This is a genomic window from Streptomyces sp. NBC_01506, assembly GCF_045040295.1.
Classification (GTDB): domain Bacteria; phylum Actinomycetota; class Actinomycetes; order Streptomycetales; family Streptomycetaceae; genus Streptomyces.
In genome coordinates this window covers 4,574,487-4,597,205 of the sequence record NZ_CP109422.1, presented here as the reverse complement: position 1 = coordinate 4,597,205, position 22,719 = coordinate 4,574,487, and the positions used below count along the sequence as shown (strand labels likewise).

Here is a 22,719-nt window from a genome sequence, read left to right as displayed (position 1 = left end):
GGGTGGCGCATGGGCTGGTGGCAGATCGACGCGGACACGCTGGCGGGCAGCCGGTTCGTGGTCTCGCCGCTGGCCGAGACCGTCGCGAGTCTCAAGGCGCTGGAGCGCGGAACGGCCGCGCACGCGGGCGCGCACCCCGGCGAGCGCGCCTGGCTCGACGCGCACCTGCCCGCCTACCGGGCCCGGCAGACGGCCGACCCGGTCACGGCGCTGCTCGTACGGTCGGCCTTCGGCCGTACCTGGAACGCGGACTTCATCACGCCGACGCCGTCCGGCGACAGTGACGGCGAGCCCTCTTTCGAGGACGAGGTCGTACGGGTGAGGGAGACCCCGGCCGAGCAGGTCCGCGACGATCTGCTGCTGTCCATGGACGGCCCCGTCCCCGCCTCCCTCCACCGCTCGGACCTGCCGGAACGCGCCGCCGCCGTCCTGGAGTGGGTGTGGACTCAGGCCGTTCTGCCGTACTGGCCGCGCCGCCGCCGTCTCATCGAGGCCGATGTCGTCGCCCGTACGGCCCAGTTGAGCCAGGGCGGCTGGGCGAGCGCGCTGAGCGACATGCGGCCCGGCATGCGCTGGCTGGGCGGCAACCGCCTCCAGATCTCCACGCGCGGCGGCCCCCTGAACCCCTCGCAGGTGATCCCCGGAGTGCGGCTGATGTTCGTGCCCGTCACGCCGTACACGGGCTGGGTGTCCTGGGACGCGGACCGTTACGCCGTGGTGTACCCGTGCGCGGGCGCCCTCGCCGACACGGGCCGGGCGCGGGTGCCCGAGCCGCTGCGGGCGCTGCTGGGGCCCGCGCGGGCGGCGGTCCTCGTCCTGCTCGGCGCCCCCAAGAGCACGACGCAACTCGTGGCGCTGACCGGCCAGGGACTCGGCTCGGTGGGCCGCCACCTCAAGGTGCTGCTGGACGCGGGCCTGATCCGCCGCCGCCGCGCGGGCCGCTCGGTGCTGTACTTCCGTACGGAGGCGGGGGAGGCACTGGTGCGCGCGGGCGCCCCGGGGGAGGGCTCCGAAGCGCGACGGCATCAGGGCCCGGTCCGCGAGCCGGCCGCCGAGGAAGTTGCCGATGACCGCGCCCGCGCCGTAGACGAGCAGCAGTAGGGGCACGGCGCCACCGCCGAATCTGACCGTCTCCCAGCAGGACACGCTGCGCGAACTGCTCCAGGCGCTCGTGACCTGAGCCTCACCGGTCGCACCGGCCGCTGAGCGTGTGTGATCCCGCTGTCATACCCGGATGGCAAGCTTGAGGCATGAACGATGCCGCCCCGTCCGCCACCCCCACGCCCCGCCGCCGTGCCCGTGTCCGGGCCCCCGAGCTGATCGGCAAGGGCGGCTGGCTCAACACGGGCGGTCGCCAGTACACCCTCGCCGACCTGCGCGGACGTATCGTCCTGCTCGATTTCTGGACCTTCTGCTGCATCAACTGCCTGCATGTCCTGGACGAGTTGCGTGAGCTGGAGCAGAAGCACAGCGACACCGTGGTGGTCGTCGGGGTCCACTCGCCGAAGTTCGTCCACGAGGCCGAGCACGCCGCCGTGGTCGACGCCGTCGAGCGGTACGAGGTCCACCACCCGGTCCTGGACGATCCGGAGCTGGCGACCTGGAAGCAGTACGCGGTACGGGCCTGGCCCACGCTCGTCGTCATCGACCCCGAGGGGTACGTCGTCGCCCAGCACGCGGGCGAGGGGCACGCGCACGCCATCGAGAAGCTGGTCGAGGAGCTGGAGGCCGCGCACGCCGCGAAGGGCACCCTGCGGCGCGGCGACGGGCCGTACGTGGCGCCCGAGCCCGTCGCCACCGACCTGCGCTTCCCCGGCAAGGTGCTCGCGCTGCCCTCGGGGAACTTCCTGGTCTCCGACTCCACCCGCCACCAACTGGTCGAGCTGGCGGCGGACGGCGAGAGCGTGGTCCGGCGGATCGGCAGCGGTGAGCGCGGATTCGGTCCGGAGGCGTTCAACGAGCCGCAGGGGCTCGCCCCGCTGCCGGACGGGCGGATCGCGGTCGCCGACACCGTGAACCACGCCGTCCGCGCGTACGACCCGGCGACGGGCACCGTCACGACCCTCGCCGGCACCGGCAGCCAGTGGTGGCAGGGCTCACCGACCCACGGTCCCGCGCGCGACGTGTCGCTCTCCTCTCCGTGGGACGTGGCCTGGTGGAACGACCGCCTGTGGATCGCGATGGCCGGGGTCCACCAGTTGTGGACGTACGACCCGGCGACCGGCACCGTGGGCGTCGCGGCCGGGACCACCAACGAGGGCCTGGTCGACGGGCCCGCCGCCGAGGCGTGGTTCGCGCAGCCGTCCGGGCTCGCCGCGACCGGGGAACGGCTGTGGGTCGCGGACTCCGAGACCAGCGCGCTGCGCTACGTGGAGCGCGACGGTGAGGGGGCCGCGGACGGCTTCGTCGTACGGACCGCGGTCGGCACCGGCCTCTTCGACTTCGGCCACCGCGACGGCCCCGCCGGGCAGGCGCTCCTTCAGCACCCGCTCGGCGTGACCGCCCTGCCGGACGGCTCGGTGGCGGTGTCGGACACGTACAACCACGCCCTGCGCCGATACGACCCGGCGACGGGTGAGGTCACGACGCTCGCCACGGATCTGCGGGAGCCGTCCGACGCGGTGCTCGTCGGTGACGACATCGTCGTGGTCGAGTCCGCCGCGCACCGGCTGACCCGGCTGCGGCTGCCCGAGGAGGCCGTGCGCGTCGAGTCGGTGGCGCACCGCACGCAGCGCGCCGCGACCGATGTCGCGCCGGGCGGGCTGCGGCTCGACGTCGTCTTCGAGGCGCCCAAGGGGCAGAAGCTGGACACCCGTTACGGCCCCTCGACCCGGCTCCTGGTCTCCGCCACGCCGCCGGAGCTGCTGGCGCACGGGGCGGGCGCCGGCACGGAGCTGAGCCGGGAGCTGGTGCTGGCCGACGGTGTCACGGAGGGGGTGCTGCACGTCTCGGCGATGGCGGCGTCCTGCGACGACGCGCCGGAGATCGAGTTCCCGGCGTGCCATGTGCACCAGCAGGACTGGGGCGTGCCGGTGCGGGTTTCCGGGGCGGGGGTGGGGCGGTTGGGGCTGGTGCTGGCGGGGCTCGACGCGTAGGGGTTGGGGGCGGGTGGTCAACCGGGGTGGTCAACCGGGGCCGCCCGGTGGGCGGTTCGTCCTCAAGCGCCGGACGGGCTGAAATGGTGCGGCTCGGTGGTGGGTTGTCCTCAAGCGCCGGACGGGCTTGAGTTGTCCGCCGGGCGGTTGACATTCCCGCGCCCGGTGGTGGGTGTGTGCTCAAACGCCGGACGGGCTGGATGTGCCGCCCGGCTCGAGTTGGTCGGCACGGCCGGAGTTGAGTGGCGGACGGGCCGGATGTGCCGCCCGGCCCGGAGGTCAGGTTTCCAGGAACGCCGTTACCGCGTTTGCCAGGAGGAACGGGTCGTCCGCGCCGCACAGTTCGCGGGCGCTGTGCATCGAGATGATCGCCGCGCCGATGTCGACCGTCTTGATGCCGTGCCTGGCCGCGGTGATCGGGCCGATCGTCGTGCCGCACGGCATCGAGTTGTTCGAGACGAACGTCTGCCACGGCACCCCCGCCCGCTCGCACGCCGCCGCGAACACCGCGCGCCCGCCGCCGTCCGTGGCGTACCGCATGTTGACGTTGACCTTGAGGATCGGGCCGCCGTTGGCGCGCGGGTGGTGCGTCGGGTCGTGGCGTTCCGCGTAGTTGGGGTGCACGGCGTGCCCGGTGTCCGAGGAGAGGCAGACCGTGCCCGCCAGGGCCCGCGCCCGGTCCTCGTACGAACCGCCGCGTGCCAGCACCGTGCGCTCCATCACCGTGCCCAGCAGCGGCCCGTCCGCGCCGGTGTCGGACTGCGAACCGCTCTCCTCGTGGTCGAAGGCCGCGAGCACCGGGATGTACGGCAGGGCGGCGCCCGCGTCGGCCGCTTCCGCGACGGCGGCCAGCGCGGCCGTACCGGCGTGCACCGACAGCAGGTTGTCCATCCGGGGCCCGGCCACCAGCTCACGGTCGCGCCCGAGGTAGGCGGGCGGTTCGACGGAGTGCGGCATCAGGTCCCAGCCCGTGATGTCGGACGCGTCGACCCCGGCCTCCTCGGCGACGAAGCGGATCAGGTCGCCCTCCTCGACCTCGCCGAGCCCCCAGATCGGCTGCATGTGCCGCTGCGGGTTCAGCTTCAGACCGTCGGTGTTGACGCCGCGGTCCAGATGGACGGCCAGTTGCGGTACGCGCATCAGCGGCCGGTCCACGTTCACCAGTCGGTGTGTGCCGTCCCGCAGGGAGATACGGCCGGCCAGCCCGAGGTCCCGGTCCAGCCAGGTGTTGAGCAGCGGCCCGCCGTACACCTCGACGGCGACCTGCCGCCAGCCGTACGCACCGGTGTCCGGCAGCGGCTTCACCCGGAGGTTGGGGGAGTCGGTGTGCGCGCCCACGATCCGGAACGGTGTGTGCGGCTCGGCCCCCTCGGGGACGTACCAGGCGATGAGCGCCCCGCCGCGCAGGACGTACTTGGCGCCGGTGGTCCCCTCCCACGCGTCCGTCTCCTGGACCTGCCGGAAGCCGGCCTTCTCCAGCCGCGCGGCGGCGTTCGCCACCGTGTGGTACGGCGTGGGGCTGGCGGCGAGGAAGGTCATCAGGTCGTCGGTGTGGCCGCGGTCGAAGCGGGCGGATCTGCTCATGGGATCACCATAACGAGCAACGGTTTGGCATATGCGCCCCGGACAGCCACTGACCTTGATCGCCGGACGGGGCCGCACACGCGGCTCCTCCGGCGATCAAGGACGAACGCTCACCAGGGCGCCGGGGCACCGGGTCAGAACGCCGCCTCGTCCAGCTCCATCAGGGAGTTGTCCACCGACTCGGCCACCGCGCGCTCCGCCGAGACCCCCGGCAGCACGCTCGCGGCGAAGAACTTCGCCGCCGCGATCTTGCCTTGGTAGAAGGACACGTCCTTCGCGGAGGCCGTCTCCAGCTTCTCCACGGCCACCGCCGCGCCGCGCAGCAGCAGATAGCCGACGACGACATCGCCCGACGCCATCAGCAGGCGCGTGGTGTTGAGACCCACCTTGTAGATGTTCTTCACGTCCTCGGCGGTGGCGGTGAGGTCGGTCAGCATCTTCCCGACGATCGCCTCCAGGTCGACGGCCGCCTTGGCGAGCGCGTCGCGGGCCGGGGCCAGCTCGGCGCCGCCGGTGCCGACGGCGAGGAACCGCTTGATCTCCTCGGAGAGGGTGTTCAGCGCCTGGCCCTGGTCACGGACGATCTTCCGGAAGAAGAAGTCCTGGCCCTGGATGGCGGTGGTGCCCTCGTAAAGAGTGTCGATCTTGGCGTCCCGGATGTACTGCTCGATCGGGTACTCCTGGAGATACCCCGAGCCGCCGAGCGTCTGGAGCGACTGGGCGAGCTGTTCGTACGACTTCTCGGAGCCGTAGCCCTTCACGATCGGCAGCAGCAGGTCGTTCAGCGCGTGCTGCGCCTTGACGTCCTCGCCCTCCGCCTCGTTCTTGGCGATCTCGTCCTGGAGGGAGGCGGTGTAGAGCACCAGCGCGCGCATGCCCTCCGCGTACGCCTTCTGCGTCATGAGCGAGCGGCGTACGTCCGGGTGGTGGGTGATGGTGACCTTGGGCGCGCTCTTGTCCATGAACTGCGACAGATCCGGGCCCTGGACGCGCTCCTTCGCGTACTGAAGGGCGTTCAGATAGCCCGTCGAGAGCGCGGCGATGGCCTTCGTGCCGACCATCATCCGGGCGAACTCGATGATCATGAACATCTGGCGGATGCCCTCGTGCTTGTCACCGATCAGCCAGCCCTTGGCGGGGTGCCGGTCGCCGAAGGTCAGCTCGCACGTGTTGGACGCCTTGAGGCCCATCTTGTGCTCGACGTTCGTCGCATACACGCCGTTGCGCTCGCCCAGCTCGCCGGTCTCCCAGTCGAACTCGTACTTCGGTACGAGGAACAGCGACAGGCCCTTGGTGCCGGGGCCGGCGCCCTCGGGGCGGGCCAGCACGTAGTGAAGGATGTTCTGCGACATGTCGTGCTCGCCGGAGGTGATGAAGCGCTTCACACCCTCGATGTGCCAGGAACCGTCCTCCTGCTGGACGGCCTTCGTCCGGCCCGCGCCCACGTCCGAACCCGCGTCGGGCTCGGTGAGCACCATCGTGGAGCCCCACTGCTTCTCGACGGCGATCTCGGCGATCTTCTTCTGCGCCTCGTTGCCCTCCTCGAAGAGGATGCCGGCGAAGGCCGGCCCCGAGGTGTACATCCAGATCGCCGGGTTGGCGCCGAGCAGCAGCTCCGCGTAGGCCCAGATCAGGGAGCGGGGGGAGGTGGTGCCGCCGATCTCCTCGGGGAGGCCCAGGCGCCAGTACTCCGAGTCCATGAACGCCTGATAGCTCTTCTTGAAGGAGGCGGGCACGGGCGCGGTGTTGGTCTCCGGGTCGAAGACGGGCGGATTGCGGTCCGCGTCCGCGTAGGAGGCGGCCAGCTCGGACTCGGCGAGCTTGGTGACCTCGGAAAGGATGGTCCTGGCGGTCTCGACGTCCATCTCCGCGAACGGGCCCGTGCCGTACAGCTTGTCGCGCCCGAGGACCTCGAAGAGGTTGAACTCGATGTCGCGGAGATTCGACTTGTAGTGCCCCATGGCGACGGCTCCGTAAGCGGTTGAGAGGCGAATTCCTCGTACGCGTAGTACTGGCACCGATGATGCTACCCGCCGGTAATAAGATGCAACCCCTCCCGGACATCTGTGACGAGGACGACGGCGCGGATGACGGCGCGGATGACGGCGCGGATGACGGCGCGGGCGACGGCGCGGGCGACGGGGGCGAGGCGGGCCGCGCATGCGGCCCATGGGCGGGCCATTCCTCAGTACTCTTGGCGCCATGTACGGCTACGACCAGAACGCTGGCGCCCAGCAGCAGTACGCACCCCCGCAGCAGCCGATGGGCGGCGGCGGATACGGGGAGCAGCCGCTGTACCCCGAGCCGTCCCCGCCGTCGCTGGCGGACGCGGTGCGGGCGTTCACGACCGGGTCGCTCTCCGCCGAGGACTTCCAGCAGATCTTCGCGACGTCGAAGGTCTACTGTCCGCGCGGTGACAATCCCGGGTTCCTGGCCCTGCACAACACCCAGCAGCCGGTCATCCCGATGTTCAGCACGCTCAAGGAGCTGCGGCGGTACGCGGGCAAGGAGTCGAAGTACTTCGTGATCACGGGCGCGGAGGTGATCGATCTGCTGCCGACGGGGTACGGCTTCGTGATCGACATGGAGGGCGACCACCGGATGGTCTTCGACGCGAAGGCCGTGGAGCAGATGGTGGACTTCGCGATGCGCCGGATGTACGGCTGAACCTGACCTTCGTACGTACGTGGAGCGCCGGCCGGGCTGATGCCCGGCCGGCGCTCTTCTTATGAGGCCCGGCGTGTGTGGAATATCCGGCCGCTTGCCAGATGTTCACCATTCAACTAAATTGGAGCCAAAGCCAAGGAGGCCCCCGATGCCCGCTGTGACCGTCGAAAACCCGCTGACCCTTCCCCGTGTCACGGCGGCTGCCGACGCCGTCGCCCGTCCCGTGCTCGCCGTGTCCACCGCCCCCGGTGGGTTCGAGGGCGAGGGATTCCCGGTGCGCCGGGCGTTCGCGGGGATCAACTACCAGCACCTCGACCCGTTCATCATGATGGACCAGATGGGCGAGGTGGAGTACGCGCCGGGAGAGCCGAAGGGCACCCCCTGGCACCCGCACCGCGGCTTCGAGACCGTGACGTACCTGATCGACGGCACCTTCATCCACCAGGACAGCAACGGTGGCGGCGGCACGATCCGTAACGGCGACACGCAGTGGATGACGGCGGGCTCCGGCCTGCTGCACATCGAGGCACCGCCGGAGTCTCTCGTCACGTCCGGCGGTCTCTTCCACGGCCTCCAGCTCTGGGTGAACCTGCCCGCGGCCGACAAGATGATGGACCCGCGCTACCAGGACATCCGCGGCGGCCAGGTGCAGCTCCTGACGTCGCACGACGGAGGCGCGCTGCTGCGGGTGATCGCGGGCTCGCTGGACGGGCACGAGGGCCCCGGCATCACGCACACGCCGATCACGATGATCCACGCGACGCTGCGGCCGGGTGCCGAGGTCACGCTGCCGTGGCGCGAGGACTTCAACGGTCTCGCGTACGTCCTGGCGGGACGCGGCACGGTCGGCACCGACCGGCGGCCGGTCCACACCGGCCAGACGGCGGTCTTCGGCGCGGGGTCGTCGCTGACGGTCCGCGCGGACGAGTCCCAGGACTCGAACACGCCGGAGCTGGAGGTCGTCCTGCTGGGCGGCCGTCCGATCCGCGAACCGATGGCGCACTACGGGCCGTTCGTGATGAACAGCCACGCCGAGCTGAAGCAGGCCTTCGAGGACTTCCAGTCCGGCCGGCTGGGAACGGTGCCGGCGGACGCCGTCTAAGCCCGGCCCACCGCCACCTGTGAGTGACACTCCGTCACCCACCCGGCCCCCTCGTAGGGACAGCGGCGCGAGCGCCGTGGTCGGGTGGGCGGATGGAGAACTCGCGCGGAGGCACGCCGGGGGGTACGCCGGGGGGTACGCCCGGGAGCACACCCGCGAGTACGCCCCCGAGCACGCCCGGGTCGCTGCCGCCCGCCGTCCGGCGGGTCGCCGCCTGGTGTGCCGTCCTGCTGCTCGTCGCCGGGGTCGTCGGCGTCGGGATCTGGATCGTCATCACCTTCAAGACCGCCGTCACCCCTGTCCTTCTCGCCGTCCTCGGCACCGCGCTGCTCGGACCGCTCCATCAGCGACTCGTCGCCATGAAGGTGCCGAAGTCCCTGGCCGCCGGGCTGACCTGCCTGGCCGTGGTCGCGGTGGTCGGCGGCGCCATGTACATCGTCGTCGCCGCGCTCATCGAGACCGGCGACCAGATCGTCTCCTCGCTCAAGCAGGCCGGGCAGGATCTCAGCAAGCACCTCGGGGCGGCGGGGACGTCCCTGGACGATCTCGCGACGAACGCGAAAAGTCTGCTCGACAAGTTCGGCGGTACGGCGGCGTCCGGGGTGATCACGGGGCTCAGCGTCGTCGGCGAGCTGATCGCCACCGCTGTCCTGGCGCTGCTGCTGATCTTCTTCTTCCTCAAGGACTCCGACCGGGTCGCCGGCGCGCTGCGCTCCGTCACCCCGCCCCGTACCGGCGACATCGTCGAGGCGATGGCGCGGCGCGCGTACCGGGCGGTCGAGGGCTTCATGCGCGGAACGACCGTCATCGCGCTCATCGACGCGATCTGCATCACCGTCGGGCTGCTGATTCTGCGCGTGCCGGGCGCGATCGGGCTCGGGGCGCTGGTGTTCGTGGCGGCGTACATCCCGTACCTCGGGGCGTTCCTGTCGGGCGCGGTCGCGGTGCTCGTGGCGCTCGCCGACCGGGGGGTGGTGATCGCGCTGTGGGCGCTGGGGGTCGTACTGGCCGTGCAGGTGCTGGAGGGTCATGTGCTTCAGCCGATGATCCAGAGCCGTACGGTGCAGATGCATCCGGCGGTGGTGATGCTGGCGATCACGGCGGGGGCGAGTGTGGCGGGGATCCTGGGGATGCTGCTGGCGGTGCCGCTGACGGCGGCGGCGTTCGGGGTGGTGGCGGAGATCCGGGAGCGGTACGAGGGGGGTGGCGGGGTGGGGGTGTCGTGACCGGGGTGGTGACCGGGTGGGTGACCGGGGCCGCCGCCGCCCGGTGGGGCGGTTCGTCCTCAATCGCCGGACGGGCTGGGATGGGTCCGGTCGGTGGGTGGTGTCCTCAATCGCCGGACGGGCTTGGTTTGGCCGCCGGGTGGGGTGGTGTCGTGCGGTCGGTGGGTGGTGTCCTCAATCGCCGGACGGGCTTGGTTTGGCCGCCGGGTGGGGTGGTGTCGTGCGGTCGGTGGGTGGTGTCCTCAATCGCCGGACGGGCTTGGTTTGCCCGCCGGGCGGGCTTGAGTTGGCCGTCGGGCGGGCTTGAGTTGCCCGCCGGGCGGGCTTGAGTTGGCCGTCGGGCGGAGTTGATTTGGCCGCGGGGCGGGCTTGAACTGGCCGCTGCGCGGAGTTGAATTGGCCGCTGCGACTGGGCGTGCTCAGTCGCCGGGCGGGGCCGAAACGGTGTCCGTCGGGGCCGGATCGGCTTCGGAGGGGGGTGAGTTGTCGTCGTCCGACTCGTAGATCTCGAACCAGATCGATTTGCCCTCGCCCCTCGGGTCCACCCCCCACGCGTCCGCCAGCATCTCCATCAGCATCAGCCCGCGCCCGCTCGACGCCAGTTCTCCCGGGCGGCGCTTGTGGGGCAGTTCGTCGCTCGCGTCCGCGACCTCCACCCGCAGGCGGCGCTTGCCCGGCTCCCCCGTCGCCTCCGCGATCAGCACCGCGTCGCCGTCCGTGTGGACCAGGACGTTCGTGGCCATCTCCGAGACCATCAGCACCGCCGAGTCGACCTGCTCGTCGTCCGCCCAGTCGTGCAGCAGCGCCCGCAACTGCTGCCGCGCGCCCCCGACATGCTCGGGTTCGGCCTGGGCGATGGTCAGCACCGTACGGCGCGGGGGCCGGCGTGCCGGTGTGCTGTGGCGGGAGAGCAGCAGCAGCGCGATGTCGTCCTCGCGGCGGTCGGCGAGCGGGCCCGTCGTGTAGTGCGAGCGGGGGCCGTGGACGGCCTCGATCAGCGCGTCCGCGAGCTTTTCCAGCGACGCGTCCGTGGTCTTCTCCAGCACCGGCCGCAGCCGCGTCCAGCCGCTCAGCATGTCGTGCCCGCCGGTCTCGATCAGCCCGTCGGTGCACAGCATCAGGGTGTCGCCGGGCTCCAGGACCACGCGGGTCGTCGGGTAGTCCGAGTCCGCCTCGATGCCCAGGGGCAGCCCGCCCGCCGTCTGCCGGATGAGGGCGTTGCCGTCCGCCGAGCGGATCACCGGGTCCGGGTGTCCGGCCCGTGCGATGTCGAGCGTGCCGGTGTCCGGGTCGACCTCCATGTACAGACAGGTCGCGAAGCGCGGCACGGTGTAGTCGTTGTCGTCGAGGGCCCGCCCCGCGTCGCTCTGGTCGGGGTGCGCGGGGCCCTGGGCGGTCGAGAACTCGTACATGCCGTGCAGGAAGCGCGAGGCACGCGACAGGACGGCGTCGGGCCGGTGCCCCTCGGCCGCGTACGCGCGCAGGGCGATCCGCAACTGCCCCATCAGGCCCGCCGCCCGCACGTCGTGCCCCTGGACGTCCCCGATGACCAGCGCCACCTTGGTGCCGCCGGGCAGCGGGATGATGTCGTACCAGTCGCCGCCCACCTGGAGCCCGCCGCCGGTCGGCACATAGCGAGCGGCGACGCTCATGCCGGGGATGTCCGGCCCCAGCGTCGGCATCATCGAGCGCTGGAGCCCCAGCGACAGCTCGCGCTCGCTCTCGGCGACCTCGGCGCGCGCCAGCGCCTGCGCGAGCATCCGGGCGACCGTCGTCAGCACGGACCGCTCGTCGGGCGTGAACGTGACCCGGTGCTTGAAGCCGGCCATCCAGGCGCCCATCGTGCGCCCGGCGACGATCAGCGGCACGAAGGCCCAGGACTGACGGCCGAAGCCCTGTACGAGCGGCCAGGTGGCGGGGTAGCGGTCGTGGTAGGCCCGGGGCGTCGGCAGATAGATGGCGCGGCCGGTCCGTACGACCTCGGCCGCCGGATAGTCCGTATTCACGGACATGTCGGTGAAGGGACCCTCCGCGCCCGCGTCGTGCCCGTGGTGCCCGATGACCGTCAGATGATCCCCCTCGACACCGAAGACGGCGAGCCCGTCGGGGGAGAAGCCCGGCATCGACAGCGACGCCGCGACCCGCAGCACCTCGGCGGTGGAGCGCGCCTCGGCGAGCGCCCGCCCCGCGTCGAGCAGGAACGCCTCGCGGGAGCGCCGCCAGTCGCCGGCGACGGGGCTCTGGCCGGTCAGCGCGCCCGCCTGCGGTTCGGCGATCTCCTGGATGGTGCCGATCAGCTCGTAGTCCTCGCCGTACTCCTGGTCCGTGGCCAGCGGTTTCGAGCGGGATCTGATGGTACGGATCACCCGCCCGTCCCCGTCCACGACCCGTACATGCGCCTCGGCGAGGGTGTTCTCGGCGACGGCGAGGCGCACGATGTTGTAGGTCTCGTTCCAGTCGATCGGGTGCAGGCGGGCGCGCATGGCCGCCTCGCTGAGGACCGTGGGCTCGGCGGGCAGCCCGAACAGCCGCGCCGCCTCCGCGTCGAGGGTGACGAGCCCGGTCGCGTTGTCCCAGCGCCACAGACCGGTCGCGATCGCGGCCAGTACGTCCTCGGTGCGCATTGCACCACTTTAGACCGGTAAGGGTAGTGAGTGCGGTGTCAAGCAGGCGTGCGGGTGGCCGGGTGCCCGGGTGGGTAATCGCGGACGCCGTAAGTGACGCCGTAAATGCGGGGGAGGCGGCACCGGCCCTGCCGGTAACCTGGTGCGGGCCACGTACGGCCGAGTACGGCCGAGTACAGCCGAGTACGGCAACGCCCACCCGCCAAAAGCTAAGACTGGATGAACGACGATGCATCGGTACAGGTCCCACACCTGCGGCGAGCTCCGCGCCTCTGACGTCTCCACCGACGTCCGGCTGAGCGGCTGGCTGCACAATCGTCGAGACCTGGGCGGCATCCTCTTCATCGATCTCCGCGACCACTACGGTCTCGTCCAGCTCGTCGCCCGCCCCGGCACCGCCGCCAACGAGGAGCTGTCGAAGCTCACCAAGGAGACCGTCGTCCGTATCGACGGCCAGGTCTCCGCCCGTGGCGCGGACAACGTGAACCCGGAGCTGCCTACCGGCGAGATCGAGATCGAGGTCACCGACGTCGAGATCCTGGGCGCCGCCGGACCGCTGCCGTTCACGATCAACGCCGAGGACGGCGTCAACGAGGAGCGGCGGCTCGAGTACCGCTTCCTCGACCTGCGCCGCGAGCGCATGCACCGCAACATCCTGCTGCGTACGGCCGTGATCTCCGCCATCCGGCACAAGATGACCGCCCTGGGCTTCAACGAGATGGCGACCCCGATCCTCACCGCGACCTCCCCCGAGGGCGCCCGCGACTTCGTGGTCCCCTCCCGGCTGAACCCCGGCAAGTTCTACGCGCTGCCGCAGGCCCCGCAGCAGTTCAAGCAGCTCCTGATGATCTCGGGCTTCGACCGCTACTTCCAGATCGCGCCCTGCTTCCGCGACGAGGACGCCCGCGCCGACCGCTCGCCCGGCGAGTTCTACCAGCTCGACGTGGAGATGTCCTTCGTCGAGCAGGAGGACGTCTTCCAGCCGATCGAGAGGCTGATGACGGAGCTGTTCACCGAGTTCGGCGGCGGGCGCGAGGTCACGTCCCCCTTCCCGCGCATCCCGTTCCGCGAGTCGATGCTCAAGTACGGCAACGACAAACCGGACCTGCGGGCCAAGCTGGAACTGGTCGACATCTCGGACGTCTTCGAGGGCTCGGAGTTCAAGGCGTTCGCGGGCAAGCACGTGCGCGCGCTGCCGGTGCCGGACACGGCCGGGCAGTCGCGGAAGTTCTTCGACGGTCTCGGTGACTACGCGGTCGAGCACGGCGCCAAGGGCCTGGCCTGGGTGCGGGTCGGCGAGGACGGCACGCTGGCGGGCCCGATCGCCAAGTTCCTCACCGAGGACAACGTCAAGGTCCTCACCGAGCGCCTGTCGCTCGTGCCCGGCCACGCGATCTTCTTCGGCGCGGGCGAGTTCGACGAGGTCTCGAAGATCATGAGCGTGGTCCGCGTGGAGGCGGCCAGGCGGGCCGGCCACTTCGAGGAGGGCGTGTTCCGCTTCTGCTGGGTCGTGGACTTCCCGATGTACGAGAAGGACGAGGAGACCGGCAAGATCGACTTCTCGCACAACCCGTTCTCCATGCCGCAGGGCGGACTTGAGGACTTGGAGACGAAGGACCCGCTGGACATCCTGGCGTGGCAGTACGACATCGTCTGCAACGGCATCGAGCTGTCGTCGGGCGCGATCAGGAACCACCGCCCCGAGGTGATGCTCAAGGCGTTCGAGATCGCGGGGTACGACCCCGAGACCGTCGAGGCCGAGTTCGCGGGCATGCTGCGCGCGTTCCGCCTCGGCGCCCCGCCGCACGGCGGCATCGCGCCGGGCATCGACCGCATCGTGATGCTGCTGGCGGACGAGCCCAACATCCGCGAGACGATCGCGTTCCCGCTCAACGGCAACGCGCAGGACCTGATGATGGGCGCGCCGACGGAGCTGGACGAGACGCGGCTGCGGGAGCTGAACATCCAACTGCGCAAGCCGGTGGCGAAGTAGTAGCGGGATCGGTCTTCAACAGATTGGAGGGGGCCGCACACGCGACCCCCTCCACCTGTTGAGCACAGAACGTACAGCCACAGCCGCAGCCGCAGCCCCCCGCTACGCCGGCTGGTCGCTACGCCGGCTGGTCGCTACGCCGGCTTGTCCTCCAGCCGCGGGAACAGCACCGCGCCCTTCGTCACCGTCGTGCCCGCCGGGAGCCGGCCCCATGTGCCCGCGTCCTGCACCCGCTGGTCCGCCAGCGCGCCCAGCGCGGCGTCCGCGCCCAGCGAGTCCCACAGCTTCTGTGACGTGTCCGGCATCACCGGGTTCAGCAGCACCGCGACCCCGCGCAGCGCCTCCGCCGCCGTGTACAGGATCGTCGCCAGCGCGGCCTGGCCGGCCGGGGACGTGTCCTTCGCGACCTTCCAGGGCTCCTGCTCCGTGATGTAGCCGTTGACCTGCTTCACGAAGTCGAAGATCGCCAGGATGCCGCCCTGGAAGTCCAGCTCCTCGCCGATCTTCCGGTCGGCCTCGCTGACCGCCTTCGCCAGCCCGTCGCGTACGGCCTGCTCGGCGGCCCCGCCGTCCGTCGCCTCCGGCAGCGTGCCGCCGTAGTACTTGCCGACCATGGCCGCGACGCGCGAGGCGAGGTTGCCGTAGTCGTTGGCCAGCTCGGAGGTGTACCGGGCGGCGAAGTCCTCCCAGGAGAACGAGCCGTCCTGGCCGAAGGCGATGGCCCGCAGGAAGTACCAGCGGTACGCGTCCACGCCGAAGTGCGAGGTGAGGTCCTGCGGCTTGATGCCGGTCAGGTTCGACTTGGACATCTTCTCGCCGCCGACCATCAGCCAGCCGTTCGCGGCGATCTTCCCGGGCAGCGGCAGGCCCTGCGCGAGCAGCATCGCGGGCCAGATGATCGCGTGGAAGCGCAGGATGTCCTTGCCGACGAGGTGTACGTCGGCGGGGAAGGTCTCCTCGAACTTCGCCGGGTTCTCGTTGTAGCCCACGGCCGTCGCGTAGTTCAGGAGCGCGTCGATCCACACGTAGATCACATGCTTCTCGTCCCACGGCACCGGCACCCCCCAGTCGAACGTCGACCGGGAGATGGACAGGTCCTGAAGGCCCTGCCTGACGAAGTTCACGACCTCGTTGCGCGCGGACTCCGGCTGGATGAAGCCGGGGTTGGCCTCGTAGTGCGCGAGGAGCTTGGGACCGTACTCGCTCAGCTTGAAGAAGTAGTTCTCCTCCTTGAGGATCTCCACCGGCTTCTTGTGGATCGCGCAGATCTTCTGACCCGCGAACTCACCTTCGCCGTCGAGCAGTTCACCCGGGAGTTTGTACTCCTCGCAGCCCACGCAGTACGGGCCCTCGTAACCGCCCTTGTAGATCTCGTCCTTGTCGAACAGGTCCTGCACGAACTCCTGGACGCGGTCGGTGTGCCGCTTCTCCGTCGTACGGATGAAATCGTCGTTTCGGATGTCGAGGTGTTCCCACAGAGGCCGCCACGCCTCGTCGACGAGCTTGTCCGCCCACTCCTGGGGGGTGACACCGTTCGCCTCGGCCGTGCGCATGATCTTCTGACCGTGCTCGTCCGTGCCGGTGAGGTACCACACCTTCTCGCCCCGCTGGCGGTGCCAGCGGGTGAGGACGTCGCCTGCGACGGTCGTGTAGGCGTGGCCCAGGTGAGGAGCGTCGTTGACGTAGTAAATGGGGGTGGTGACGTAGTACGCCCGCCCACCCTGCTCTTCGGATCCAGTGGCGGCCATGGTCGAAATCCTAACGGCCCGGCGCGGGTCCGCTCACCTCGGTTAAACCTGAGAGTGTGCTTCTAAACCTGAGACTGTGCTTAAAGAGTGTGGATTCGGCACAACCTATGCCCCCGGCAAACGCATCTTTAGAAGGAGAGCAGGAGAACGGATCGGGCGGGCCGGGTGCCGGGGCCGGGTGGGCCGGGTGGGCCGGGTAGGTCGGACGTACGTCTGACGTACGCAGGCCGGGGCGGGAAGGGCGGAGGGGTTCATCATGCGGGTGCTGGTCGCCGAGGACGAGGAAATCCTGGCCGAGCTGATCGCCACGGGGCTGCGGCGTGCCGGATTCGCCGTCGACACCGTCTACAGCGGCGACGCCGCGCTCGCCTATCTCGGGCTGCACGACTACGACGTCGTCGTCCTGGACCGCGACCTCCCCCGCGTCCACGGAGACGACGTCGCGCGCGGGCTCGTCGCGGCCGAGTCCCGCACCCGGATCCTGATGCTCACGGCGTCCACCTCCATGGAAGAACGCGTCAAAGGACTCGACCTGGGCGCGGACGACTACCTCGGCAAGCCCTTCGAGTTCCCCGAACTGGTCTCGCGGGTCCGGGCGTTGCGCCGGCGCAGCTCCCGCGCGTTACGGCCGACGCTCGAGCGGCGCGGCGTACGGCTGGACACCGTGGACCGTACGGCGGCCCGCGACGGACTCGCCCTGGACCTCTCCGTCAAGGAGCTGACTGTCCTCCAGATCCTGCTGGAGGCGGACGGCAAGGCGGTGACGGCGCAGCAGTTGCTCGAGCGCGCGTGGGACGCGCAGACCGACCCGTTCTCCGGTGTCGTGGGGCTCTGTGTGGGCAAGCTGGGCGAGAAGCTCGGTGATCCGGCGCTGATCAGGACGGTGGACGCGGACGGAGGGGGTTACGTGCTGTGACGGGCGCGATCAGAAAGCGAATAGCCCTCGTCTACGGCGCGGTCTTCCTGGTCCTCGGCGGCTGTCTGCTCGCCGTCGTCAACCTGCTGTCCAGTGCCGGTACGCAGACGGAGGCCGCCGAGATCGCGGCCCGCGTCGTACCGGCGTACCCGCCGTCGTCGGGCAACGGCTACTTCCTCACCGAGAAGGGCGACCTCGCGCCCGTCACGGTCTACCAGCTCACCGACAACGTCAGCGACGCCGCCTCCGACGAGCTGATGTTCTGGTCGGTGGGCGCGCTGGTGGTGATGGCGCTGTGCGCGGTCGGCGTCGGCTGGTGGACGGCGGGGCGGGTGCTGCGGCCCGTCCACGCGATGACGGCGAAGGCGCGGATGCTGTCGGAGCACAACCTCCACGAGCGGATCGGGTCCACGGGCCCCGACGACGAGCTGAAGGCGCTCGGCGACACCCTGGACGAGCTGCTGGGCCGGCTCCAGACGGCCTTCGACAGCCAGCGCCGCTTCATCGCGAACGCCTCGCACGAGCTGCGTACGCCGCTGGCCACGCAGCGCACGGCGATCCAGGTGGGCCTCGCGAGCACCGACTCGCCGCAGGAGCTCGCCCGTACGAAGCAGATGCTGCTCGACAACAACCGGCGCAGCGAACAGCTCATCGAGGGGCTGCTGGTGCTGGCACGCAGCGAGCGCGAGGTCGAGGACCAGGAGGAGATCCGCTGGGGCGAGCTGGTGACGGAGGAGGCGGCGCGGCACGGTCTGACGGCGACGGTGGCGGAGCCGGGCGGCGTACGGGGCAACCGGGCGCTGCTGGACCGGCTGGTCGGCAACTTGCTGGCCAACGCACAGGCGTACGGGAAGGGCGAGGTGACCGTCTCGGTGCGGGGCACGGCCCTGACCGTACGGAACAACGGCCCGCACATCGCCCCGGAGGAGATCCCGGCCTTCTTCGAGCCCTTCCGGCGCGGCGAGGGCCGCGACCGGATGGGTCCGGGCGCGGGTCTGGGCCTGTCGATCGTCCGCTCGATCGTGACGGCCCACGGCGGCACGGTGACGGCGGAGCCGGGCGGTGCGGGCGGGGGGTTGGCGGTACGGGTGGAGCTGCCGGTGTCGCCGGGCGGGCTTCAGAAGCGGTAGACCTTCTCGCCGTCGGGGACTTGGTAGCAGCCGGAGACGACCGTCAGGCTGAGCTTCGGCGGGTCACGCTTCGTCATCTGGACGATCTTGACGCTGTACTTCTTCTCGTCGTTGTCGGCCGTGAGGTTGAGGTTCTTGTTCTGGCTCGTGTCCGGCCCGAAGTCGACAACCTCCCAGCCATGCTTGGGCAGTTCCGTCCTGAGCCGTTCCATCACACCGTCGAGTTGGTCGGCCGATGCCGGAGTGAAGCTCCACGGGTGAAAGATCGTGAAGTACTTCTCCGGATCCTTGTCGCCGCACTCGGAGACGCCCGGTCCGGTCTCGGACGCCTTGCCCTTGATGCCGATCAGGTCGTACAGCTCGCTGGAGACCTGCTCCGCCTTGTCGGCGGCGTCCTCCGTGTTGCTGGTGCCCGCGCTCGGGGTGCCGTCGGAAGTGTCGGGGCTTTCGGAGCCCCCAGAACCGCCGGAGCCTTTGCTGTCAGTCATGCCGCATCCAGTGAGGGTTGTGAGGGCGAGGGACAGGAGGAGCGCGGACGCGCCCGGCTTGATCTTCACGTTGACGAGCCTCTGTCGGTGGGGCATTTCAGGGATCGGTCGGTGTCGGTGTCTTCAGGGTCTTCAGGTCCGCGTCGGCACCGTTGCCCGCGACGACCTGGCCCTGGTTGTAGAGGCTCTGGGTGCCCTCTTTCCAGTAGTCGCTGTGGCCTTCGGTGTCCGTCTGCAACTGGTTGGCGCCGAAGCGCTCGTCACTCGGAATCGTGAAGGCTCCTTCCCAGTCGAAGCCGCCGTGCCCCCAGCGCCCGATGTCCGGGACAAGATCCCCCTCCGCCTCCTGGTTCCAGACATGCCCCTTCGGGACATCCATCTGCTCGGCGTCGCTCACCTGCACCCCGGGGCTGCCCGCGAGGATCACGTCGTCCACGTTCAGATCACCCTGCCGAGCCGCGGAGCCGATGAGTGTCGTGCCGTACGAGTGGCCGATCGCCGTGCGGTGCGGGTCCGAATCGGCCGTACGCGATGCGTCGAGGCCGTCGAGGAAGCGGTTGTAGGCCGGGGCGCCGTCATCCGCGTAGTGGCTGAACGGTGAGTCCTTGACGATGTTCTGCGGGGCGTCGTAGCCGAGCCAGGTGATCGTGGAGACCGAGCCGCCGTCGGCGGACTCGGTGGCCGAACGCCACACGTTCACCATCCGGCCGATGTCACCCCCGATACCGCCCAGGTTCGATGTCGTACCCGGCACATAGACCGCCTGGTGGTCGGCCGTGTCCGGGTTGCCGTTGGCCACGATCGCGCGGCCGTTTCCCTCGGGGCTGAAGCCGAGAAGGTACGCCTCCGGCAGACCGCGCTCACCGGTTCTGTCGAAACGGTCCTGGATGCTGCCCATGCCCTTGAGGGACTTGTTGAGCTGTTCGTACCGGTCCCCGTACTTGTTGTGCCACTCCATCCACTCGTCGGTGTGCACCTTGGACGGGTACGGACCCCGGGTCCACGCCCACTCGTTGACAGGCGGCTTCGGGATGGAGTCCAGTTCCATCTGGAGTTCGCCCCGCTTCTCCTCCAGGACCACGCGATTCGCCTCGTCAAGGACCGTGGCGGGCAGCCCGTCGAGCGCCCCCACCGTGTCCGGCCGAAGCGCGAGCCATGCCGCTTGTTCCTCCGGGCTGAGCTTCTTCCACCACTGCGCGTTCTGCGCGGGGGTGCCGTCCTTCGGGACCTGGGGCAGCGAGTCGAGGTAGGTCTTCCCCGCATCGCGGACCCCGCCCATGTCCGACTGCGCGTCGGCCCAGTCCTGCTTGGAGACGGTCAGGTCGTCGTCGGCCTTCAGCGCGCGCAGCTTCGGCGCCCACTTCGCGTCGGCGTCGGTGGCTTCCTTCAGGGCGTCGGCGATCCGGTTCGCGTACGTCATCGCCCTGCCGTAGTACGGGTTCGGGTGGATGCCCGCCGCCTGCCGTTCCATGGCGTCGGACGTCGGGTTGCCCCCGGCGCTGCCGCTCACCGTGCCGCCCGGCTCGTTCTTCTCCTCGCCGGGCTTCCTGCCAGCGGGGTAGCTGACCGAACCGTCCTGCTGGACCGTGCAGTTGTCGGCACGGGCGTCCTCGACGGCCGCGTCCAGTTTGCGCTTGGCGGCGGCCATGTCGAAGGCGAAGCCGGTGAGGGCGGTGCTCACCAGACCGCACTCGGTCTGGGCGTAATGGAAGTTCTTCGACAAGCTCCGGAGTTCCCGCAGAGCGGCGGTCGCGGCCTTGCCTTTCAGCTTGCTGGTCATTCCTGCGGTGATTCGGTTGTTGATCGTGTCCTTGGCCGTACTGGCCATGTCACCGGTGCTCCGATAGCCGTCGGCGGCCTCTTCGTACTCCGACGGTTTGAAGGCTCTCAGCGTCGCGAGGTCCATGACGACGGATCACTTCTCCTTCGGGGCCTGGCCGCCGACCGCCTCGGTGTCCGCGTACTCCATCTTGAGCTGGTCCAGCTCCGTCATGACGGCCTGGTCGGTCTTCGACAGGTCGTGACCGGCCTTCTCCAACAGCCCGCCGAGTGCGCCGCAGCGGCTGCTGACATCGGCGATGTACTTCTTCCAGGAGTCGTACAACTCCTTCTGCGCGGCGGCACTCTGACATCCGGCGGTGTCCCCGAGCCCGGCCTGCCCGTCATCCAACTTGGCCAACGCCTTGCCGATGTCGCCCTTGAGTCCGGTGACGCCCTCGCCGGCCGTCACCCATGCCTTCTTCTCCGACTTCAGGCTCTCCGAGGGCCCGCTCCCTGGATCGGACGGGGTCTGGTCGAGCTGCGTCTGTGTGGAGCCGCGGGCCTCCGCGTCGGCCTTGAGCCCCTGCCACTCCTCCCACGCCATGGGCGTGCCCTCCCCGTTGTCCCGCTTCGCCGTTCCCGGGCGACCCCGGGCCGAGGCCCCATACTGTCCGCCTCCGAGGGCGAGATCAATCGGTGACTGTAGGTGATTCGCGTGATAGCGGGGGGTCGGCGTGAGGCGGTGGAACGGGAAGGGCGGGGTGACCGTCTTGGTGTGGGGAGGGTGCTGAGGCAGGGGTTGACGGGCTCGTGAGACGGTCTGACCTGTACTGGACAATGAGGGGTTATGAAGAGCAAGAAGGTCCTGATCATCGTCGCCGGCGCGTGCGTCGTCCTGTGGGCTGTCGGCTCGCTGCTGAAGCCGGTGCTGAAGAAGAACGACGAGCACTTCCCGGACGTGTTCAACGACGTGGTCCTCGGCGAGCGCGTGAAGACGTTCCCGACGGTGGCGGACGCGCCGGAATCGGGCGACGGCGAGGGCCAGTTCGTGCTTCCCGGCTGGGTCCCGGAGGACGCCAAGGACGTGCGGGTCAAGATAGAGACCACCGGCAACGCGAAGCTTCTCCGCTTCACCCTCGGTGACACCCCGCTGAAGCTGGGCGACGAGAAGGCGTGCACGGAGGGTGCGTTCACGGACGGCCCGAAGCTGGCGGCGACCTGGTTCGCGGACAACGCGAAGGATTCGTCCGGGGCGCGGACGGACTGCTCGGAGCAGTACCAGTACCGGGTGACGGTGCAGGACGGCGAGGTCTACGCGTGGAGCAACGGCGACTTGGCGGAGGTGTAGGCGTTCGGGGCGGGGCGGGGCGGGGCGGGGCGGGGCGACGGAACGCACTGGCTGGCCCAACTCATCTTGCGGGATTACCAATTGACGGTTATGGGCACATTTGGCCGATTCGGCGAAACTGCTCGCGAGAGCCTGCTCCCCGCACGCGCGGGGCCCCACGCACCGCCTGCGGGAGCCTGGAACGTTGATCTTCGGGCACGGACCCCTCCTCGCACTCGCGGCGCCCGGCCGGAGCGGGCCCGTCTCAGCCGAGGGCCGCGCGCAGGCGAGTCGTCAGGGTCGCCGTCTCCTCGGGGGTCGGCGCGAGGACCCCGTTCTCGGCCATCAGGGCGTGAAATTGCTGCCGTTCCAGCGGCACGCCCGGCGGCAGGGCGGCGATGTGCCAGTGGAGGTGGGCGTTGGCCTGCTGGCTGCCGAGTGAGAGCAGGTACGTACGTTCCGGGAGCAGCGCGCTCTCCACGGCGAGCGCGACCCGCCGTACAACGAGCATCAGCCGGGTGTACGCCGCCTCGTCCAACTCCCGTACGACGTGCTCCACATGGGCCTTGGGTGCCACGAGCACCCGGCCGGGGAGCGTGGGCCAGCGGTCCAGGAACGCGATGTGGGCGTCGTCCTCGTAGACCGTCTCATGGCGGTAGTCGGGATCCCCGCGCAGGAACGCGCAGACGAAGCAGGGACCATTGCGGGCGCGTTCTTCGTACGCGGCGAGATTCATGTCCATGCGCCGTGACCCTACTTCGGAGGGAGTTGGGCGCTGATCGAGCTGTCGAGTTCGTCCATCGTCCGCCGGAAGGCGTGGTCGAGGATCAGGACCGACCACAGGCAGTCGGCCAACTCATGCTCCAGCGCCTCCCGCCCACCGCCCGGTCGGGCGCCGTCCTCGGCCATGACGAGTTTCGCGAGATCACCCACGTCCCCGACGAAGCCGAGCATGAAGTCCTAGCGGGTCCACACCCGGCCGCGGGTGCGCCGCAACGCCCGAGCCTGCATCTCGTGTAGTTCCATGCGCGTTCACACCTTCCGTCCGCTCCACGAAA

At 69.9% G+C, this 22,719-nt stretch carries 19 protein-coding genes; 9 read left to right on the top strand and 10 right to left on the bottom strand.

Annotated features, from left to right (window positions below):
• Positions 1–9 precede the first annotated feature (9 nt).
• The gene (locus OG329_RS20020; RefSeq protein ID WP_405796924.1) at positions 10–1,101 is read left to right on the top strand and encodes an ArsR/SmtB family transcription factor; all 1,092 of its coding nucleotides are present in this window, start codon (positions 10–12) and stop codon (positions 1,099–1,101) included.
• A 149-nt stretch (positions 1,102–1,250) separates the two neighbouring features.
• The gene (locus tag OG329_RS20015; RefSeq protein ID WP_405796923.1) at positions 1,251–3,095 is read left to right on the top strand and encodes an NHL domain-containing thioredoxin family protein; all 1,845 of its coding nucleotides are present in this window, start codon (positions 1,251–1,253) and stop codon (positions 3,093–3,095) included.
• 279 nt (positions 3,096–3,374) lie between these two features.
• Here OG329_RS20015 and OG329_RS20010 read toward each other — a convergent pair whose 3' ends face one another.
• The 3 genes from OG329_RS20010 to OG329_RS20000 form a co-directional block, all read right to left on the bottom strand.
• Positions 3,375–4,679 (bottom strand): M18 family aminopeptidase, encoded by a 1,305-nt coding sequence (locus tag OG329_RS20010; RefSeq protein ID WP_405796922.1) that lies wholly within the window; start codon positions 4,677–4,679, stop codon positions 3,375–3,377.
• Between the two features lie 134 nt (positions 4,680–4,813).
• Positions 4,814–6,640, bottom strand: coding sequence for an acyl-CoA dehydrogenase (locus OG329_RS20005; RefSeq protein ID WP_405796920.1), 1,827 nt, complete (start codon positions 6,638–6,640; stop codon positions 4,814–4,816).
• 65 nt (positions 6,641–6,705) lie between these two features.
• Positions 6,706–6,861: a hypothetical protein gene (locus tag OG329_RS20000; RefSeq protein ID WP_405796918.1), complete on the bottom strand. Its 156-nt coding sequence runs from the start codon at positions 6,859–6,861 to the stop codon at positions 6,706–6,708.
• Between the two features lie 20 nt (positions 6,862–6,881).
• On the opposite strand from OG329_RS20000, the gene OG329_RS19995 reads away from it, so the two are divergent.
• The 3 genes from OG329_RS19995 (at position 6,882) to OG329_RS19985 (ending at position 9,674) form a co-directional block, all read left to right on the top strand.
• On the top strand, positions 6,882–7,346 hold the full coding sequence (locus OG329_RS19995; RefSeq protein WP_242575068.1) for an SseB family protein: 465 nt from the start codon (positions 6,882–6,884) through the stop codon (positions 7,344–7,346).
• A 148-nt stretch (positions 7,347–7,494) separates the two neighbouring features.
• Positions 7,495–8,448, top strand: a complete 954-nt coding sequence (locus OG329_RS19990; RefSeq protein ID WP_405796917.1) for a pirin family protein — start codon at positions 7,495–7,497, stop codon at positions 8,446–8,448.
• 92 nt (positions 8,449–8,540) lie between these two features.
• On the top strand, positions 8,541–9,674 hold the full coding sequence (locus OG329_RS19985; RefSeq protein WP_405796915.1) for an AI-2E family transporter: 1,134 nt from the start codon (positions 8,541–8,543) through the stop codon (positions 9,672–9,674).
• A gap of 419 nt (positions 9,675–10,093) precedes the next feature.
• Here OG329_RS19985 and OG329_RS19980 read toward each other — a convergent pair whose 3' ends face one another.
• Positions 10,094–12,298: a SpoIIE family protein phosphatase gene (locus OG329_RS19980; protein ID WP_405796914.1), complete on the bottom strand. Its 2,205-nt coding sequence runs from the start codon at positions 12,296–12,298 to the stop codon at positions 10,094–10,096.
• 229 nt (positions 12,299–12,527) lie between these two features.
• On the opposite strand from OG329_RS19980, the gene aspS reads away from it, so the two are divergent.
• A complete protein-coding gene (gene aspS, locus OG329_RS19975) occupies positions 12,528–14,291 on the top strand; it encodes an aspartate--tRNA ligase (RefSeq protein WP_405796913.1) in 1,764 nt (587 codons plus the stop codon).
• Positions 14,292–14,425: 134 nt separating this feature from the next.
• Here the strand turns inward: aspS and metG are convergent, their stop codons facing one another.
• Entirely contained in the window at positions 14,426–16,039 is a 1,614-nt protein-coding gene (gene metG / locus OG329_RS19970) for a methionine--tRNA ligase (protein ID WP_405796911.1), read from the bottom strand.
• A gap of 256 nt (positions 16,040–16,295) precedes the next feature.
• Here metG and OG329_RS19965 point away from each other — a divergent pair, with 256 nt between their 5' ends.
• Positions 16,296–16,955: a response regulator transcription factor gene (locus tag OG329_RS19965; RefSeq protein WP_405796909.1), complete on the top strand. Its 660-nt coding sequence runs from the start codon at positions 16,296–16,298 to the stop codon at positions 16,953–16,955.
• Positions 16,952–18,085 (top strand): sensor histidine kinase, encoded by a 1,134-nt coding sequence (locus OG329_RS19960; RefSeq protein WP_405796907.1) that lies wholly within the window; start codon positions 16,952–16,954, stop codon positions 18,083–18,085. Before OG329_RS19965 ends, OG329_RS19960 begins: the two co-directional genes overlap by 4 nt.
• On the opposite strand, the gene OG329_RS19955 is transcribed toward OG329_RS19960, so the two are convergent.
• The 3 genes from OG329_RS19955 to OG329_RS19945 all read right to left on the bottom strand — a co-directional run bounded on the left by OG329_RS19955 (position 18,073) and on the right by OG329_RS19945 (position 20,938).
• Positions 18,073–18,573: a hypothetical protein gene (locus tag OG329_RS19955; protein WP_405796906.1), complete on the bottom strand. Its 501-nt coding sequence runs from the start codon at positions 18,571–18,573 to the stop codon at positions 18,073–18,075. The two genes, OG329_RS19960 and OG329_RS19955, sit on opposite strands and share 13 nt — an antisense overlap.
• A 97-nt stretch (positions 18,574–18,670) precedes the next feature.
• Positions 18,671–20,479 (bottom strand): alpha/beta hydrolase, encoded by a 1,809-nt coding sequence (locus OG329_RS19950; RefSeq protein WP_405796904.1) that lies wholly within the window; start codon positions 20,477–20,479, stop codon positions 18,671–18,673.
• Positions 20,480–20,488: 9 nt separating this feature from the next.
• On the bottom strand, positions 20,489–20,938 hold the full coding sequence (locus OG329_RS19945) for a hypothetical protein (protein ID WP_405796903.1): 450 nt from the start codon (positions 20,936–20,938) through the stop codon (positions 20,489–20,491).
• 243 nt (positions 20,939–21,181) lie between these two features.
• Here OG329_RS19945 and OG329_RS19940 point away from each other — a divergent pair, with 243 nt between their 5' ends.
• Positions 21,182–21,682 (top strand): hypothetical protein, encoded by a 501-nt coding sequence (locus tag OG329_RS19940; RefSeq protein ID WP_405796902.1) that lies wholly within the window; start codon positions 21,182–21,184, stop codon positions 21,680–21,682.
• Between the two features lie 244 nt (positions 21,683–21,926).
• On the opposite strand, the gene OG329_RS19935 is transcribed toward OG329_RS19940, so the two are convergent.
• On the bottom strand, positions 21,927–22,403 hold the full coding sequence (locus tag OG329_RS19935) for an HIT family protein (protein WP_405796900.1): 477 nt from the start codon (positions 22,401–22,403) through the stop codon (positions 21,927–21,929).
• An 11-nt stretch (positions 22,404–22,414) separates the two neighbouring features.
• Positions 22,415–22,615 carry a hypothetical protein gene (locus OG329_RS19930; protein WP_405796899.1) on the bottom strand — a complete coding sequence of 67 codons (201 nt, stop codon included), beginning with the start codon at positions 22,613–22,615 and terminating at the stop codon, positions 22,415–22,417.
• Positions 22,616–22,719: the final 104 nt, after the last annotated feature.